16 protein-coding genes are annotated in these 16,812 nt (G+C 60.8%); 9 read left to right on the plus strand and 7 right to left on the minus strand.

The window, feature by feature from the left end; all coding sequences use genetic code 11:
* Positions 1 to 8: 8 nt before the first annotated feature.
* Together G560_RS0100650 and G560_RS0100655 are read right to left on the minus strand one after the other, a co-directional pair.
* Positions 9 to 1,709, minus strand: coding sequence for a heparinase II/III family protein (locus G560_RS0100650; RefSeq protein WP_022702376.1), 1,701 nt, complete (start codon positions 1,707 to 1,709; stop codon positions 9 to 11).
* A gap of 142 nt (positions 1,710 to 1,851) precedes the next feature.
* A complete protein-coding gene (locus G560_RS0100655; protein WP_022702377.1) occupies positions 1,852 to 3,120 on the minus strand; it encodes an RsmB/NOP family class I SAM-dependent RNA methyltransferase in 1,269 nt (422 codons plus the stop codon).
* An 87-nt stretch (positions 3,121 to 3,207) separates the two neighbouring features.
* Here G560_RS0100655 and G560_RS0100660 point away from each other — a divergent pair, with 87 nt between their 5' ends.
* Positions 3,208 to 3,420 (plus strand): DUF1674 domain-containing protein, encoded by a 213-nt coding sequence (locus G560_RS0100660; protein ID WP_022702378.1) that lies wholly within the window; start codon positions 3,208 to 3,210, stop codon positions 3,418 to 3,420.
* 18 nt (positions 3,421 to 3,438) lie between these two features.
* On the opposite strand, the gene G560_RS0100665 is transcribed toward G560_RS0100660, so the two are convergent.
* A complete protein-coding gene (locus G560_RS0100665; protein WP_022702379.1) occupies positions 3,439 to 4,077 on the minus strand; it encodes a ChrR family anti-sigma-E factor in 639 nt (212 codons plus the stop codon).
* 11 nt (positions 4,078 to 4,088) lie between these two features.
* Complete coding sequence (locus G560_RS0100670; RefSeq protein ID WP_022702380.1) at positions 4,089 to 4,736, minus strand: sigma-70 family RNA polymerase sigma factor; 648 nt, start codon at positions 4,734 to 4,736, stop codon at positions 4,089 to 4,091.
* Positions 4,737 to 4,929: 193 nt separating this feature from the next.
* Between G560_RS0100670 and G560_RS0100675 the strand changes: the two genes are divergently transcribed.
* Genes G560_RS0100675 through G560_RS0100695 form a run of 5 tightly spaced genes read left to right on the plus strand, consistent with a single transcriptional unit; the run spans position 4,930 to position 9,498 of the window.
* Positions 4,930 to 6,222 carry an NAD(P)/FAD-dependent oxidoreductase gene (locus tag G560_RS0100675; RefSeq protein WP_022702381.1) on the plus strand — a complete coding sequence of 431 codons (1,293 nt, stop codon included), beginning with the start codon at positions 4,930 to 4,932 and terminating at the stop codon, positions 6,220 to 6,222.
* A complete protein-coding gene (locus tag G560_RS0100680) occupies positions 6,219 to 6,971 on the plus strand; it encodes a DUF1365 domain-containing protein (RefSeq protein WP_022702382.1) in 753 nt (250 codons plus the stop codon). Before G560_RS0100675 ends, G560_RS0100680 begins: the two co-directional genes overlap by 4 nt.
* Positions 6,968 to 8,191, plus strand: a complete 1,224-nt coding sequence (locus G560_RS0100685; protein WP_022702383.1) for an MFS transporter — start codon at positions 6,968 to 6,970, stop codon at positions 8,189 to 8,191. Before G560_RS0100680 ends, G560_RS0100685 begins: the two co-directional genes overlap by 4 nt.
* 3 nt (positions 8,192 to 8,194) lie before the next feature.
* Entirely contained in the window at positions 8,195 to 8,764 is a 570-nt protein-coding gene (locus G560_RS0100690) for a DUF3833 domain-containing protein (RefSeq protein WP_022702384.1), read from the plus strand.
* A complete protein-coding gene (locus G560_RS0100695; protein WP_022702385.1) occupies positions 8,761 to 9,498 on the plus strand; it encodes an SDR family NAD(P)-dependent oxidoreductase in 738 nt (245 codons plus the stop codon). The genes G560_RS0100690 and G560_RS0100695 overlap by 4 nt, the downstream gene beginning before the upstream one ends.
* A 3-nt stretch (positions 9,499 to 9,501) precedes the next feature.
* Here the strand turns inward: G560_RS0100695 and G560_RS0100700 are convergent, their stop codons facing one another.
* Positions 9,502 to 10,557 (minus strand): saccharopine dehydrogenase, encoded by a 1,056-nt coding sequence (locus G560_RS0100700; RefSeq protein ID WP_022702386.1) that lies wholly within the window; start codon positions 10,555 to 10,557, stop codon positions 9,502 to 9,504.
* 12 nt (positions 10,558 to 10,569) lie between these two features.
* Positions 10,570 to 10,815 carry a WGR domain-containing protein gene (locus G560_RS0100705; RefSeq protein ID WP_022702387.1) on the minus strand — a complete coding sequence of 82 codons (246 nt, stop codon included), beginning with the start codon at positions 10,813 to 10,815 and terminating at the stop codon, positions 10,570 to 10,572.
* 87 nt (positions 10,816 to 10,902) lie between these two features.
* Between G560_RS0100705 and G560_RS0100710 the strand changes: the two genes are divergently transcribed.
* The 3 genes from G560_RS0100710 to G560_RS0100720 are packed head-to-tail and all read left to right on the plus strand — an operon-like array spanning position 10,903 to position 15,336.
* Entirely contained in the window at positions 10,903 to 11,862 is a 960-nt protein-coding gene (locus G560_RS0100710) for a hypothetical protein (RefSeq protein ID WP_028913570.1), read from the plus strand.
* Between the two features lie 43 nt (positions 11,863 to 11,905).
* Complete coding sequence (locus G560_RS0100715) at positions 11,906 to 14,518, plus strand: hypothetical protein (RefSeq protein WP_022702389.1); 2,613 nt, start codon at positions 11,906 to 11,908, stop codon at positions 14,516 to 14,518.
* Positions 14,503 to 15,336 (plus strand): glycosyltransferase family 2 protein, encoded by an 834-nt coding sequence (locus G560_RS0100720; RefSeq protein WP_022702390.1) that lies wholly within the window; start codon positions 14,503 to 14,505, stop codon positions 15,334 to 15,336. The genes G560_RS0100715 and G560_RS0100720 overlap by 16 nt, the downstream gene beginning before the upstream one ends.
* Here G560_RS0100720 and G560_RS0100725 read toward each other — a convergent pair.
* Positions 15,333 to 16,556, minus strand: coding sequence for a glycosyltransferase family 4 protein (locus tag G560_RS0100725; protein ID WP_028913571.1), 1,224 nt, complete (start codon positions 16,554 to 16,556; stop codon positions 15,333 to 15,335). The genes G560_RS0100720 and G560_RS0100725 overlap by 4 nt on opposite strands.
* Positions 16,557 to 16,812 lie beyond the last annotated feature (256 nt).

Consider the following 16,812-nt stretch of genomic DNA (forward strand, 5'->3'; position numbering starts at 1 on the left):
AGCAGGGGTCAAACGGTAATCGGAAACGGGTCCGTTTCCAGATCGCGGATGGCCAGCGGAGTATCCTGTGCTTTCGCCAAGGTCCAGCCAATCACGGCATCAAAGGCGGAAACATGCCCCGAAAGTACGATTTGTTTTGACGCGCGCGGGTTGAGGCGCCCCTTTTCCAGATAAACCGAGGGTTCCAGCGACAGGCCTTGCGCGCCGGAATGGCGGAAAATCCAGATCTCGCCGCTTTTCAGCGCCAGCGACACCGCATTGCCGCCAAGGTCAATCGCGGCATCGACATCGGGGTGCAGGTGAAACCGGATGGCAAAGCGGATTTCGGAGGTGGATTTACGTTTCATCACGGCCGCAAGGCGGGTGCGATCCTCGGCGGAAATGGCGGTCAGCTCATCCTGCCCGCCAAGATGACGACCGTCATGCGACAGCACCAAAAGGCGCGCATGGGTTAGCCCGTGGGTCGCGACCCAGCCGTCATGGGCGATCCGCAAAACATGGCCATCTGCGGTTTCGGTGGGGCGGGTTTGGGTGACATGGGCGCGGTCGGCCATCAGTTCCGGCGTGCCACGGTTCAGGCGGCTAGAGGAATAGCCTTCGACGGTTAGGGTGGAGTGGCTGGGCGTGGCGCGGCCCGCGCGGTGCCATTCGGCCCCAAAGGGCGCGCCGTTGCCGCAGCTCACAATAACCGCGCGCCGCCCTGACGTCATTTCAAAGGCAAGGGTCGAGGCATGGGCCGACGCACCTGCATCGCCGCCCGGCGGGTCACTGGCATCAATAATCACCGATGTCCGCGCGCCAGACAGGCGCAAAAAACCCATAGCGGGGCCCGTGCCGGGGGCGGCTTTTACCCCTGATGCAGCAAGGGCGTGATCCAGCCGCCCTTCCATACCGCGCCCGCCGCCGTGAAACCGCGCGAGCGATCCATCTGCATGGCGCAGGCTGCGCAAGGTGGGGGCGATGCGTTCAATCGCGGCGCGGTGTGCTTGGGGGACGTTCTGGCCAGCTTGGCCAAGCGCTTGGGCGGCCCATGTCAGCAGGGTGAAAACATCCAGCAATTCCTCGGGGTTGCGGGTGGGCAGGCCGCCGTGTTCGTCAACCTCGGCCTCGCATTCGCGGGCAAGGGCGGCCACGGCAGGGGCCACGACCTTTTCCATTCCGGTCAGGGCAAGGCCCGCGTAAATCAGGCCCGTCAGCGCCTCGAACCGTGGCAATCCGGGGGCCGAGGCGTGCCAGCGCCGCGACAGAAACATCGTTTGCGCAGAGAGTGCAGCGAAATACAGGCGCGTATCGTCTGAACTGCGGCCATTCATCAGGAAAATCGCGTGGTTGATCCAGCGGATCAGGCGGCGGCCAGTCAGATCGGGGGTCCAGCCCGGGCCTTTGCCCTTGCCGAACTGCGAAAGCCAGCCCCATGTCCAATCTTGCGCGCGGGATTTGGCGATGGGGTCGCCCACCGCGGCCAGATCATCGAGCCACGCAAAGCCGTGGGCATCGGCCCAGAATTTCGGCATGGTGGTGGGCACATCCCACAGCATGGTTCCGGGGGCCTCGACCAGATGCCCCGCGAACAGGAAATTTCCGGCGGTCAATTGTTTGCCACGGGCATAAAGGCCGATGCTGCGTGGTTCGGGTTGGGATACAAACCCCGTCGCGGCATGGCTGTGCGATGCGCGCCAAGCCGCCAGCCGGTTCTGCCAACGCGTCATGCGCGCCGAGAACCCATCTTTACGCGGTTGAGCCAAGGTGCCTCATCTTTACTGCCACTCGATATACTTGCCCAGTTTCGGGTCTGCTTGGGCGGTATCATAGCGGTGTGAGGCGTTGCTGTCACCGCTAATTGAAACACGGTTACGCGGGAAGGCGAAGCCGTGCCATGAAAAACCCATCCATGCCGCCCAGTTCTGCCCAATAATCGGGACGCAAGCGCAAACCGCCATCGGGGGTGATCCAATCGGGGTCGATGCCTTGCAGGGTTGGGCGTTCGACGGTCAGGGTGGGGTGGCGGGCAAGGGTTGCCGTCAGTTGATCCTCGCCTTCTTGGGCCAGCAGGGAACAGGTACAAAACACCAAGCGCCCACCAGGTTTAAGGAAGGTCAGCGCGCGGTCGATGAGGGCGGTTTGCAGATCGACCAAGGCGGGAATGTCGCTGTCATCCTTAATGAACGGCAGGTCGGGATGGCGGCGCATTGTGCCAGTTGCCGAACACGGCGCATCCAGCAGAACCGCGTCAAACAACGCATCTGGCTGCCAGTGCAGGGCATCGGTGGCGATGATATTAGCTGTCAGGCCCGTGCGGGTAAGATTTTCGCGCAGGCGGGCAAGGCGCGGCGAGGAAATATCGACCGCTGTCACTTGCGCACCCGTGGCCGCTAATTGCAGGGTCTTGCCACCGGGGGCGGCGCACAGGTCAAGCACGGTTTCACCGGCTTGGGCATCCAGCAAGCGGGCCGCAAGGCTTGCGGCGGCGTCTTGGACCCACCAATCGCCCGTGGCGAAACCGTTCAGGTTAGAGACTTGGGTTGCCTGCGCCAGACGGGTGCTGCCTGTGGGCAAGGGCGTGGCACCGTCAATATCGGGCATGGCGGTTTTTGGAGTCAGGTCCAAGGGGGGCGTTTGGGCCTGTACCGCCTCAATCGCCTCGACCACATTGCGGCCCCAGCGGTGCACAAGCGGTTGGCGCAGCCATTGCGGCATCCGCTGGGGGGGCAGTTTGGCAAAGGGTTCGGGGGTTGCCGCTACTTTGCGCAGCACCGCATTGGCAAGGCCCGACAGATGCCCCGTGCGGTTGCCACTGCTGACCAGATCGACCACAGCATTGACCACGCCATGCGCCGCGCCGCCATCAACCGCCAGTTCCACCACGCCAAGGCGCAGCGCGTTCAGCACATAATCGGGCGGGGTTTTGCGCAAGTAGGGTTTCAGCACGCGGTCGGCTTGTTCAATATGGCGCAGTGTGGTCAGGACCAACCGCTGTGCGCGGGCACGTTCAGACGGGGGCAGTTTGGCCAAGGGGCCATCGGGCGCGTCAATCGCTTGGCTGAGTTGCTGGCCATCGTCCAGAACCGCGCCCAAAAGCGTGACTGCCGCGATACGTGCTGCTGTTCCATCGACTGCCATGATGTCGTCCCTTGATACTGCCGCAGTTGCCTGCCGGTTTCCTGCGGCCTATATCAAAGACAAAGTCCAGACAAGGAATCTAAAATCATGGGAAGCCGTATCATGCCAACCGATGACAAGGCGCCAGATTTGCCCCCCGATTTGCCCGCAGCTGCCGTTCGGGCGCTGGCCGAAGCGGCCGAACGCCGCAAGCTGGCCGATGCCGCAGCGGCATTGCCAACCGAATTGGGCGGGCGCAACGGGCCGGAACCCGTGCGCTATGGCGATTGGGAGAAGAAGGGGATTGCGGTCGATTTTTGATCGCCGCAAATCCGCAGGTTAGATGCGCAAGAAGGATTGCGCGAGGCGGGGGATCAACCCGTTGAACCGCAAAGGCGCATCGGTGGCGGCAAGGCAAATACAGGCCTCACCCGCCTCGGCGATGGGTTGGTGGTTCAGGTCCTCATTCGCGATTTCCAGATCACCGGGGCCGAAACGGTCGGTTTCGTCGCGAAACGCACCTTGCAGAACCAACGTCAGTTCGGTGCCGCGATGGCCGTGATCGGGCACTTTTTGTCCTGCGGGAATGTACAAAAGGCGTGCGCTGGCCCCTTTGTCGGTTGGTAGGATCGCTTGACGAACGCCCATGCCGATGGACCGCCATTTCACCGCCGACAGATCACCGCCGATATAATCCATCAACGGTGCGGGCGTTGTTTTGCTGCTGTGCTGGCGCGGTACTGGGGTGGCTGTTTGGGTCAGCTTGGCCAGCGTTGCGACAAAGCTGTCATCAGCCATAGTGACCAGATCACAATCCTCTAACAACACGCCGCCAACAGAATCAAACGCCCCAAGCCGCGCCCTGCAGTCGTCACACATCGACAGATGGACCGCCAACACAAGGTTGAACGCCTCCGGCAATTGCCCCGAGGAATAGGCCATTAGCAGTTGGTCTGAGATATGGTGGCGGATGCTCATACTATACTCTTTCAGCTCATCTTGTGGCGAAGGCGTTCAAGCGCCAGCCGAATGCGGGATTTGATTGTGCCGAGGGGAAGGCCGGTTTCAATGGCGATTTCGCTGTGGGACAAGTCGGAAAAATAGGCGCGCTCAATCAGCTCGCGTTGTTTTTCGGGCAAAAGCGCCATTGCTTCGGCCAGACGGTCGGTTTCTTGAGACAGTTCCAGCATGTCATGCTGGTCAGGTTCTTCTTGTGCGCCCCACGGCAAATCCTCTGGCTCGGGCCTGCGGGATTTGCGCAAGGCGTCGATGCGGCGGTTGCGGGCGATCGTAAAAACCCATGTGGCGGCGGATGCGCGGGTCGGATCAAACAGATGCGACTTTTGCCACAGGGTCGCCATCACATCTTGTGCACATTCTTCGGCCAAACTGGCGCTGGCGCCGGACTTCATCAAAAACCCTTTGATCCGCGGCGCAAAATGCCGAAACAACGCCGCAAAAGCAGCCTGATCTTTGGTGTCGCGGACCCGAAGGATCAACGCGCCCCAATCGTCTTGCAAAGCCTCACCCGACACAGACAGCCCTTTCTGGTGCCGAATATCGGCACTCCCCCGTTCAGCATAGGGCTGTGGCGGGGGGCATGCATCCGGTTTTTGATGGGCGTGTGCGTTTATCATGGGGGATTTACGCCGATCGTTCCGCTTTGGATCACTTGGATGGGCGAAATTATTTGGAAACGTCAAAGTTTTTGGCACGGCGTGGCGCTTTGATGCAAAGTGATCCATATTTGCGGCCCCCCCGTAGTCTAATTGATACATGCCTACTAAAAACGTGGCTTGGCCGATACCAAAGAGCAGGAGAGACGACCCTATGCCGTTTGAAACAACAGGTCCCGCGACCAAAAGAATCGCAGTGATTGGTGGCGGGATTTCCGGTATGGCAGCGGCGCATTTGTTATGTGCCGATCATCGGGTTGTGCTGTTCGAGGCCGAAAAGCGGCTGGGCGGACATGCGCGCACGGTGATTGCGGGCAAGCGCGGCGATCAGCCTGTGGATACAGGGTTCATCGTGTTCAACCATGTGAATTATCCCAACCTTGTGGGCCTGTTCGACAAGCTGGGCGTGCCCACGGCCAAAAGCGACATGAGCTTTGGCGCGTCCATCGGGGGCGGGCGGTTCGAATACGGGTTTCGCGATTGGCAGGGGTTGGTTGCGCAGAAAAGCAACATTGTGAACCCGCGCTATTGGGGGATGTTACGCGATATTATGCGGTTCAATGCGCAGGCCGAGGTGCTTGCAGGTGACGGGTCGATGACGATCCGCGATTTGCTGGACAAGCTGGGCGCGGGGGATTGGTTTCGCGACTATTACCTGCTGCCATTGTCAGGCGCGATTTGGTCGACGCCGACGGTGGGGATTTTGGATTTTCCGGCCCGCGCGATGATTGATTTCTTCAAGAACCACGCGCTGTTGGGGGTAACGGGGCAGCACCAATGGTACACCGTGCAAGGCGGGTCCATTGAATATGTCCGCCGCGTAAAGGCTGCGTTGGAGCAGGCAGGGGTGGACGTGCGCCTTGGTGCGCCTGTAGCGGCGGTAAAGCGCGAGGCAGGGGCGGCTTTGGTGCGCGCGGCGGGCGGCGAATGGGAACGGTTTGACGAGGTGATTTTTGCCACCCATTCCGATGATACCTTGCGCCTTTTGGCCGATCCTTCTGCTGCCGAGGCAGCACAACTGGGCGCGATCAAGTACCAACCCAATGATGTGGTGTTGCATTCGGATGCGGCGATGATGCCCAAACGGCGGGCCGCTTGGGCGTCGTGGGTTTATGTTGAAGGGGCGGGGCCACGGCCTGACCGGATTGATCTGACCTATTGGATGAATTCGCTGCAACCGATCCCGATGGATGATCCGCTGTTCGTGACGCTGAACGCGAACAAACCGATCCGGCAAGAGTTGATCCATGATCAAGTCACCTTCCGCCATCCGGTTTATGACCTTGCCGCCTTGGCCGCGCAAAAGACGCTGAAGGCGGGGAATGGCACCAATGGCACTTGGTTTTGCGGCGCGTGGATGCGCAACGGGTTCCACGAAGACGGCTTTGCTAGTGCGGTTGATGTGGTTGAGGCCTTGCGCGCACGGCAGGTAATGGTCGCCGCATGAGCGAGGTAGAGTACATCGCTGGCGAAACCTTTCACGGCAGGCGCGGGGCGGTTGAAAACGCCTTTCGCTACCATGTGGATTATGTGCTGTTGAACCCCGATCAGGCCACGGGCCCGCGCTTGTTTTCGCGCAATCGGGGCAATCTGACCTCGGTTTGGGACAAGGATCATGGTGGCGCGCCGAAACATGGGCGCGGGGTTGCGTGGCTGCGCGAGGTGTTGTCTGCGCATGACCTGCCGGGCGGGGATAATGTGCGCCTGCTGACGCAACCGCGGGTGTTGGGCCATGTGTTCAACCCCGTGTCATTCTGGCTGTGCCATGATGCGGCGGGGGCGTTGCGGGTTGTGGTGGCCGAGGTAAGCAACACCTTTGGCGACCGTCATTCCTATCTGTGTCACCGCGACGATCTGGCCCCGATCACGCGAGAAGACCGGATTGCGGCGCAAAAGATCTTTCACGTCTCGCCGTTTCAGCCCGTGACAGGGGGGTATGAGTTTCGGTTTGATATTTCGGGCGAGCGGATCGGGATATGGATTGATTACACCAGCGGCAATGGCGGGTTGATTGCCACCTTGACGGGGGTGCGTGCGCCCTTGACCAATGGGGCAATTCTGCGGGCCTGTTTGCGTAGGCCGTTCGGGTCACGCCGCGTGTTGGCGCTGATCCATTGGCAGGCGTTGAAGCTGTGGGTCAAACGCGCGCCGTTTTTCACACGGCCCGAGCCGCCCGAGCAGGACGTGTCGAAATGACCAATCTGCGCCCTTTGTGGCCGTGGTCGCTGTTTGCGGCGCTGATCGCATCGGCGGGGCTGCCGATCTATATCCATGCGCCCAAGTTTTATGTCGATGAATATGGCGTGTCGCTGGTGGCGCTGGGCGTGGTGCTGTTCGGGCTGCGGCTGATCGATGTTGTGCAAGACCCTGTGTTGGGCTGGCTGGCCGAACGGGGGCGGGCGCACCGGCGTGTGATGGTCGCGGGGGCGGCGTTGGTGATGGGCGTGGCGATGTTGGGACTGTTTGCCGTGCCGCCGATGCTGCCGCCGTTGTGGTGGTTTGGGATCACCTTGGCCGCGTTGTTTTCGGCCTTTTCCTTGCTGACGATTTGCTTTTATGCCCAAGGGGTTGCGCGCGCGGGCACGCTGCAAGGCGGGCACTTGCAACTGGCAAGCTGGCGCGAGTCTGGGGCGTTGCTGGGCATATCGGTTGCCGCGGTGGCCCCTGCGGTTTTGGGGTTGCTGATGGACCGCCCTTTTACTGGCTTTGCGGCTGGGTTTGCCGTGCTCTGTGTGGCCGGGGTCGTGGCGATGCGGGGCGAATGGGGGGCTGCAAAGGCGCAGGCCGCACCTTCGCCCTTAGCCATTCTGGCCGAACCTGCCGCACGGCGGTTTTTACTGTTGGCGATGGTGAACGCGGCGCCTGTTGCCGTGACATCCACGCTGTTTTTGTTCTTTGTCGAAAGCCGGATTGGCGCGCCCGATCTGGCGGGGCCGCTGCTGCTTTTGTTCTTTCTGGCGGCTGCCGTTTCTGCGCCGCTGTGGGGTAAGGTCGCGGCGCGCTATGGCCAGCGCAACACGCTTATGGCGGGGATGGTTTTGGCGATTGTCGCCTTTGGCTTTGCCCTGCGGTTGGAGACGGGCGATGTGGTGACATTTGCCATGATCTCGGCCGCATCGGGGGCCGCATTGGCCGCAGACATGGTATTGCTGCCGGCGCTGTTTGCGCGCCATCTGTCGGCGCAAAACGGGGGCGAGGCGATTGGCTTTGGTCTGTGGTCTTTTGCCTCGAAACTCACGCTCGCCTTTGCGGCGCTTGCGCTATTCCCGATCCTTGAGGCGCAAGGATACCAATCGGGGCAAAGCAATTCACCCCAAGCCTTGCAGGCATTGACGCTGCTTTATGCGGGTTTGCCCTGCGTTCTGAAACTCTGTGCGATTGGCCTTTTGGCCCGCACACCGATACTTGAGGAGTAACATATGACCGCATTATTCGTGTGTCTTGGGGTTGTGATTGCAGCGGTTCTGTTTGCTGTGTCGCGGCGCTGGATCGGGTTCACGGCACAGCGCCCTGCCGATTTTGCAGGCAAAGGGCCGGCGTTTGATTTGCGCCACCACCTGAGCGGGCCGATCCAGTGTGAAGGCGTGATTTACGGGCCGTTGGGCCGCGTGGCATCGCGGTTTGTGGCCGATATGCAGGGCACTTGGGACGGCAATATAGGTACTTTGTCCGAGGATTTTCGTTATGACAGCGGGCTGAGCCAAGCGCGGTGCTGGACGCTGCAATTGGGAAATGATGGCGGTATTCGCGCCCAAGCCTCTGATATCGTTGGCGATGGCACCGGGGTTGTGACGGGGCCAAGCGTTATGCTGAAGTACCGGATCCGGTTGGACCCTTCGGCAGGCGGGCATGTTCTGGACGTGACGGATTGGATGTATCTGATGGAAAACGGAACCATCATGAACCGCAGCCAGTTCTTTAAGTGGGGGATCAAGGTGGCCGAGCTGGTGGCCACGATGCGCCCCAAACAGATGGGACTTTCGGCATGAAGATATGGCATGGCAAACGCTATTGGTTGATCGGCGCGAGTGAGGGTTTGGGTTTGGCGCTTGCCCGTCAGATAAGCGCGGCGGGGGCCGAGGTGGTGTTGTCATCGCGGTCGGCGGCAACGCTGGAAAAGGCGATTGCGCAGATGCCGGGCAAGGCAAGCGCTGTGGCGCTGGATGTGGCCGATGCCGCATCGGTTGCGCGCGCGGCGGACGCGGTGGGCGAAGTGGACGGCGTGGTGTTTTTGGCGGGTGTCTATTGGCCGATGAAGGCGCAAGATTGGAACGCCGAGCAGGTTGAGGCGATGTGTGATGTGAATTTCACCGGTTGCGCGCGGGTTGTGGGGGCAGTGCTGCCTGCGATGGTGGCGCGCGGGGCGGGGCATGTGGTGATCACGGGGTCGCTGTCGGGGTTTCGCGGGTTGCCGGGGGCGATTGGGTATGCCGCGTCCAAGGCGGGGGTGATGGCATTGGCGGAATGTCTCTATGCCGATTTGCGCGGCAGCGGTGTGACCGTGCAGCTTGCCAATCCCGGTTTTATCCGCACGCGGTTGACCGAGAAAAACGACTTTGCGATGCCGTTCCTGATGGAACCTGAAGACGCCGCGCGCGAGATGTTTGAATTGATGCAAACCGACCATTTCAAACGCAGTTTTCCCACGGTGTTTTCGTGGCTGTTCCGCCTGTCACAGTTTTTGCCGGATTGGGCGTATTATCGGCTGTTCGCGCCGAAATAGAGTCTATTTATCGGCAGTGTGCTGGTCAAACAGGGTCTTTGCACGGCCCCAAACACCCGTGTTAAGGTCGTTCAGCGTCAGCAAGGACGGGAGGAGAAGCGAGGCAAAATCCTCGCTGCTTTCCACGGGCAAAAGGCTGGGCAGGTTGTCGATTGCGGTCACGTCCAGCACGGGGTTCGTCGCCACGCGCAAGGCAGGTTCGGCCCAATCGGTCACGCGATCGTACACCTTTATCGGCGAAAATTCAGACGTAGGGTCGCAGGCGATATCGCCGATGACTGACAGCGCGCGGGGGCTGGTGAGTGCTGTCGCAGGCACAAACACGGGGCAACCGGGGCGGGCGAGAATGCAGTTCAGAAAAATCTCATGCGCCAGAACCTCGGGGAACGGGCCGCCGTGGGCCGTTTCCGCCATGTCCCATTTGGTGACCGTAACGCCCATTGCCTCGCACAGATCCGAGGCCCCTGTGCCCACGCGGCCCAAAGCGCCGATCACAATCGCACGCGGGCGGTTGGTGCCAATGGCGGCCAATTCAGCGCCCAGATCGGACAACAACGCCTGTTTGCCCGCGTATTTCGCAACGGGCCCTGCGATGCCACCGCGCGCCTGCGCCGCCCAGCATTTCAAGGCAACTGCGGCCCCTGCATAACCCGCCCAATAGCCAAAGGCCGCCACGCGCCGCCCGTCTGCATCGACCAGATATTCGATGTCATAAAGCGTGCCGCCCCCCGCCTTGAACCGTCGGAGCAATTCGGCCCCCGCAGGTTGGCCCTTATAGGCATGGCCGAACAGGATATGACGATGGGGCAAGGGCGTGCCATCTTCGGGGAGTTCCTTTAACCCGAATATGATCGCATCGCGGGGCGCATCGGGCCAGGAATTTTCGGCCGCAATTGCGCAGCCCGTGGCACTGTAGCCGGCAATCGGGATGGCGCGGACGGAACTTTCCTCGACCGTGACCTGAAAGCCTGCTGCCAGCATCGCAGAAACGCCTTGCGGGGTGATCCCCACGCGTTCTTCATTTTGGCGCTGTTCGGCGCGGACCCAGATATGTGTCATTTCATGATGTCCTTAGTCGTTAAACAGGGGGCCATAGCCGCGCTTTACCGCCCGTTTTTGCCAGCCTTCGGCGGCAAGGCAAGCATCGCGCAGGTTGGAAAACCATGTGATCTGGCGGTTGCCCGACGTGGCACCAGGCCGCCCGCGCTGACCCCATTCGCGCAGCACCGAATATTCGCCAAAAAGGTTATAGGCCACGTCAACGCGGTAATAGCGGGCATCCCCTCGTCGATTGCGCAGCATATGGAAACCAATCATTTCTGCCCCCCGGCTTGGTTTATGCCACCAGAGATACCAGATTATACCCTGAACAACAGGGTAAAGTGATCAATTCAAGGGTTTAGCATGAAACGTAGGACGGTGATTTCGGCAGGTGTGGCAGCTGTTGCTGCGGCGGGGGGCTATAGATTTTGGCGCAAACCCGCACGACCGATGGATTTGGCGGCGTTTCAGGCGTTGTATGCAACGCCTTTGGCGGCGCCTGCGGGGGATTTGCGGGTGTACCACCTTGGGCACAGCCTTGTGGGGCGCGATATGCCGGTGATGCTGGACCAATTGGCGCAAGCGGCGGGGCATCTGGCCCACGCCCATGCCAGCCAGTTGGGGTGGGGCGCAAGCCTTGACCAGCACCGCCAAGGGGCGGCTGCGGTGCCGGGGTTTGAACCGGAAAATGCCCATGGCAACCATGTGCCTGCCGATGTGGCGCTGGCATCTGGGGAATACGATGCCGTTGTGCTGACCGAGATGGTCGAGATTAAGGACGCCATCCGATACCACAACAGCGGTGCAGCCCTTGCGCATTGGGCGCGGGCCGCGCGGGCCGCAAACCCCGATACGCGGGTTTATGTGTATGAAACATGGCACCGCTTGGATGATGCCGAGGGCTGGTTGCCCCGCATTGATGCCGATTTGTCCCGCGCCTGGCAGGACCAACTGCTGCGCGTCGCGTTGGCCGAGGACGGGGTTGGCACGATTTACCTGATCCCCGGCGGGCAGGTTTTGGCCGCAGCCGTACGCGCGATCGAGGCGGGCGATATTCCTGGCCTGACCAGCCGCGAGGATTTGTTTTCGCGCGATGCCTCTGGGGCGGTGGACACCATTCATCTGAACGATCTGGGCGCCTACATCATTGCGCTGACCCATTTTGCCACACTCTATCAGCGCAGTCCCGAAGGGTTGCCATATGGCTTGCGCCTTGCAAATGGGCAAGCGGCCATTCCATTGCCGGATTTAGCGGTGCCGCCACTGCAAAGACTGGTTTGGAGTGTCGTCTCGGGCTATGCTTTGACTGGAATTGCGCAATAGCTGCGGCCTGCGCGCATGGTGATTGTTTAAGGAAAGGGTGCCCATGTCGTTTTTGACCCTGTTGACGGATATCTTGTTTGTGGGGCACAGCCTGATTGGCCCGTCCTTGCCGCCGATGGTCGAGGCGGGTTTGGCGCGCCAAGGGGCCGCGCTGTCGGTCGAGGCGCAGGTGATCAACGGCGCCCCCTTGCGGTTTAGCTGGGAAAACAGCGGTGAGGGAGAGCGCGCCGATGCCCGTGTGATTTTGCCCAAAGGCGAAACTTCGGTGCTGATTTTGACCGAGGCCACCCCGATTGCCCAGCAAGTGGAGTGGAATGATACGGCGGGTTTTGTGGCAAAATTCGCGGGGCTGGCATGGGAGGCGCGGCCTGATACCCAAGTCTATATTTACGAGACTTGGCCCAGCCTGAAAAGCGGGCCGGGGGTTGCGATCGAGGGGGATGCAGGGTCGGGCACGCCGTGGCGTGAACGTCTGACCGCCGATTTGGCCTTGTGGGAATCCGCCACCGTCACCGCCAATGCCATGCGCCCCGAAGGTGCGCCCTTGGTGCGCGTGATACCTGCGGGGCAAGCGATGGGGCGATTGGCCGATGCGATTGCGGCAGGCGAAGTACCAAACATAGACAGCATCGACGCGCTGTTTGACGATGATATCCACCCCGATGACCGCGCGCTGTATTTTCTGGCGCTGGTGCATATGGCGGTGATTAATGGCAAAGATCCCAAAGGCTTGCCTGCGAAACTGTCGCGCACATGGATTAGCCGCGCAGGGGTGATAAGTGACGAACAGGCCGCCGCGTTTCAACGGATCGCGTGGGAGGCGGTAAGCGATTACCGTGCAGCCGATGTGCCACGGATCGAAGCAATCGCGCGCGCGGTAAAAGAGGCAACGGCCAAGCCAACGACCTTCGAAGCCGTGGTTGCCAGCGCCGCCGCGGATACAACGGTGGATGCCTCCAGCGAAACGACTGCTGTGCCAGCCGCAGCGCCTGCGAAGGTAGAGGCCGCCACCCCACAGGCGGACCTGCCCCGCGCCATTACCAACCCCCGCTTGTCGCTTGGCCTGTCGGGAGTCGTTGATTGGTCCGTGCAGCAGCCGTTTTTGGACGTGATGAAAACCGCGCGGCCGTGGATTGGCAGCGTGGGCGGCACATGGGGTGGCATGGAATATGCAGCCCTTAAGGATGGCGGTTATCTGGATGCAAATGGCTGGCCGATTGCCTTGCCTGCCGATGTTTCGGGGATTTCGACGCTGATCCTGACCGATTTACCCACCGACGCGGGCAAGGTCGCGGGGCGCTATGTGCTGCGTTATGCGGGCAAGGGTGAATTGAAACTGACGGGTCGTGCCGAGGGGATTGAGGCCACGCCGGGCCAGATTGCGTTTGATTATACACCCGGCCCCGGCAGCGTGATTTTGACGATTTTGGCGCTGGATGCGGCGGACCCGATCCGCGAAATCTCGGTCGTGCGGGCCGATCATTTGGCGGCCTATGATGCGGGAGCGTTGTTTAATCCCGATTGGCTGGGCCGGATACGCGGTGCCAAGGGTCTGCGGTTTATGGATTGGATGGATACCAACAACTCCAAACTGGCGCGGTTAGACGATCGCCCGAAACCCAGCGATTACAGCTGGGCACTTCACGGTGTGCCGGTCGAGGTGATGATCGCGCTGGCCAATGATTTGCGCGCCGATGCGTGGTTTACCATCCCGCATTTGGCCGAAGATGCGTTGGTGCGCGCCTATGCCCAAGCCGTGCGCAAAGACCTTGCACCGGGTTTGCGGGCGCAGGTGGAATATTCGAACGAGCTGTGGAATTGGCAGTTTGAACAGGCCGCTTGGGCCGATCAGCAATGCCGCGCGCGCTGGAACACGAGCGATTGTTGGGTGCAGTTTTACGCCTTGCGCGCCGCCGAAGTGGCCGACATCTGGACGCAGGAATTTGGCGATACGGCCAAAGACCGTTTGACCCGCGTGATCGCCACCCAAACCGGTTGGATCGGGTTGGAGGATCAGATTTTGAACGCGCCTTTGGTCGTGGCCGAGGGGCGCAAACCGCCGAAAGACAGCTTTGATGCCTATGCCGTGACGGGGTATTTTGCAGCGAGTTTGGGCAGCGATGAAAAGGCCGATGTGCTGAAAGGCTGGATCACCGACAGCCGCAATCTGGCCCAATCACAGGCCGATCAGCAGGGGCTGACGGGTACTGCGCGGGACGGTTTCATCGCTGATCACCGCTTTGACATGGCCACAGACCGCGCCGCGACCGAGTTGGAGAACGGCTTTGTCACGGGGCAATCGAACGACACTTTGGTGGCACTGTTGACCACTGTTCTGCCATATCATGCGGATATTGCACAGAAAAATGACTTGGCCTTGATGATGTACGAAGGCGGCACCCATGTGGTTGCGACGGGCAGTCTGATTGATGATGATGAGGTGACGGCCTTTTTCCATCACCTGAATTACGCGCCGCAGATGGGAGAGCTGTATGATCGGCTGTTGGAAGGCTGGGCGGCACTGACGCCCGAACCGTTCAATGCCTTCGTCGATATTTACACCCCGAACAAATGGGGCAGTTGGGGCGGTTTGCGGCATTTGGGCGATGATAACCCGCGCTGGCAAGCCTTGGCGCATGGGTGCAAATCTTGCTGAGCGTCATTCTGCCCGCCAGCAATGAGGCGGGTTATATTGGGCCGTGTCTGACAGCGCTGTTTGCCTCTGTGCCAGTGCCAGGTGGGGCCGAGGTGATCGTCGTGGCCAACGGTTGCCGCGATGATACGGCCGCGCGCGCCAAAGGGTTTGACGCGCTGGCCAACGCGGCGGGCTGGCGTTTGACGGTGTTGGACCGTGCCGAGGGCGGCAAGATTGCGGCGCTGAATGCGGGTGATGCCGTGGCGCGTGGTGATATGCGGGCCTATCTGGACGCGGATGTGGTTGTCAGCCCCGAACTGATGGCACAAATCGTGCGGGTTTTGGCGATTGAGGCACCGCGCTATACATCAGGGCGCGCCGAAATTCCGCGGGCAAAATCAGCTGTGACCCGTGCCTACGCGCGGTTTTGGCAAACCCTGCCTTTCGCCAAATCTGCGGCCCCTGGCTATGGTCTGTTTGCGGTGAACGGGGCGGGGCGGGCGCGTTGGGGCGATTTTCCGAGTATCATTTCCGATGACACCTTTGTGCGGCTGCAATTCTCCCCGTCCGAACGGATTGGATGCAGCGCCACCTACAGCTGGCCGATGATCGAAGGGTTCACCGCATTGGTGCGGGTTCGGCGCAGGCAAGACGCAGGCGTGGCGCAGATTGACGATCAGTTTCCGGGGCTTTTGGCGCGCGAGGGCAAGCCGCGTCTAAGCAAGATGGGCGTTGCCAAACGCGCCGCCCGCGACCCTGTGGGGTTTGCCGTTTATGCCGCCGTGTCATTGGCCGTAAAGGCGCGGCGCGGTGGCATAGAATGGGTGCGCGGACGCTAGGGCGTTGCGTCCAAAATCAGCGCCGCCAGTTTTGCGGCCTCAACATCAATATCATGCCGTTCAAAAACGCGGGTGCGCGCGGACTTGCCCATTGCCGCCAATTGGTCGGCTGACGTTTGCGCAAGGGCGCTAATCGACTCGGCAAGCCCCGATGCATCGCCAGCAGGCACGATCCATCCGGTTTCGCCCTGAACCACCAGTTCGGGCACACCTGCAATTGCCGTGGCAATGACCGGACGGCCCGCTGCCATCGCCTCCATCACCACCATCGGCAGGCCTTCGGCAAAGGACGGCAAAATCAGCGCCTGTGATGCGGCCAAGGCGCGCCCGACCCCCGCCTCATCCTGCCAGCCCGCAAGGGTTACGTTTCCCGACAGGCCATTCGCCGCAATCAGCGCCTCTATCTCGGGTCGCATCGGGCCATCGCCGACCAGTGTCAGGTGCAGGTCAGGGTGCGACGTGATGGCAAGCGACACGGCCTTGATCAAAAGGGAAAAGCCCTTTTGTTCGGCCAGCCGTCCGATTGCCACCACATGCGGCCCACCCGTGGGCGGCGCTATTGCCGCTGTGAATTTTTCGGGTTCAATCCCGCAATGCACCACGGCCAGCTTTTTCCAATCGGCCAAAGCGGCCCAACGGTACAACTGACTGCGGCCAAAGCTGCTGATCGCGACAGTGAACGCCGCGTGCCGCATCTTTTCGCCCAAGGCCAAGGCGACGGGCGCGTCAAACTCTTCTGGGCCATGCACGGTAAAGCTGTAGCGCGGCCCCCCCATCAGATAGGACAGCATCGCAACCGTGGCGGAATTGGTGCCGAAATGAGCGTGCAAATGTTCGATGCTCAGTTCGGCACTGCGCTGCGCGATATAGCTGGCCTCTAGCAGATAGATCATGTGTCGCAGCTGTCCGCCTGTGCCCGGACTGCCGCCTGCACCGTGCGCGCCGCACGCCAGCGCTGCCTTTAGGGCGCGGATAGAACCCGCCGGATGGGTCACCATCCAGCGCAATGCCACAGCCAGCAACCGACCCTTGCCAATGTGCAAAACATGTTCGGTCAGGTCATCTTCGGCCAAATCCGCAGGGTCCACCAAACTGCCCCGTTCTGACCGCATGGCAAAACGGTGGATTTCAAACCCGCGCCGTTCCAGCGCCCTGATCTCGCGCCGGATAAAGGTATGCGACGGGCGCGGATAGGTGTTTACAAGGTAAGCGATTTTCACGGCGGGGCCCCAAATGTTCGGTTCCCAATGGTCTAAAGGGCTATCGGGCTGTTGCAAAGCCTCGTTAAATTTCCGTTAAGAAATTTCTCTTATTGCATAGAAGCCCTCGTTTGGGCAAAAAATCGCTCAACCAAGGGATGTTTTTGGCGGAAAAACTATGCTGTCTTGTGAGGGCTATAATCTTGCCTGACTCTTGCCACATTTTCGGGTCAACTTTGGTTAATCCAAGGGAAAAGTCCCTGCGGCACACGACGAT

This window comes from Pseudorhodobacter ferrugineus DSM 5888, from assembly GCF_000420745.1.
In the GTDB taxonomy this organism is placed as follows: domain Bacteria; phylum Pseudomonadota; class Alphaproteobacteria; order Rhodobacterales; family Rhodobacteraceae; genus Pseudorhodobacter; species Pseudorhodobacter ferrugineus.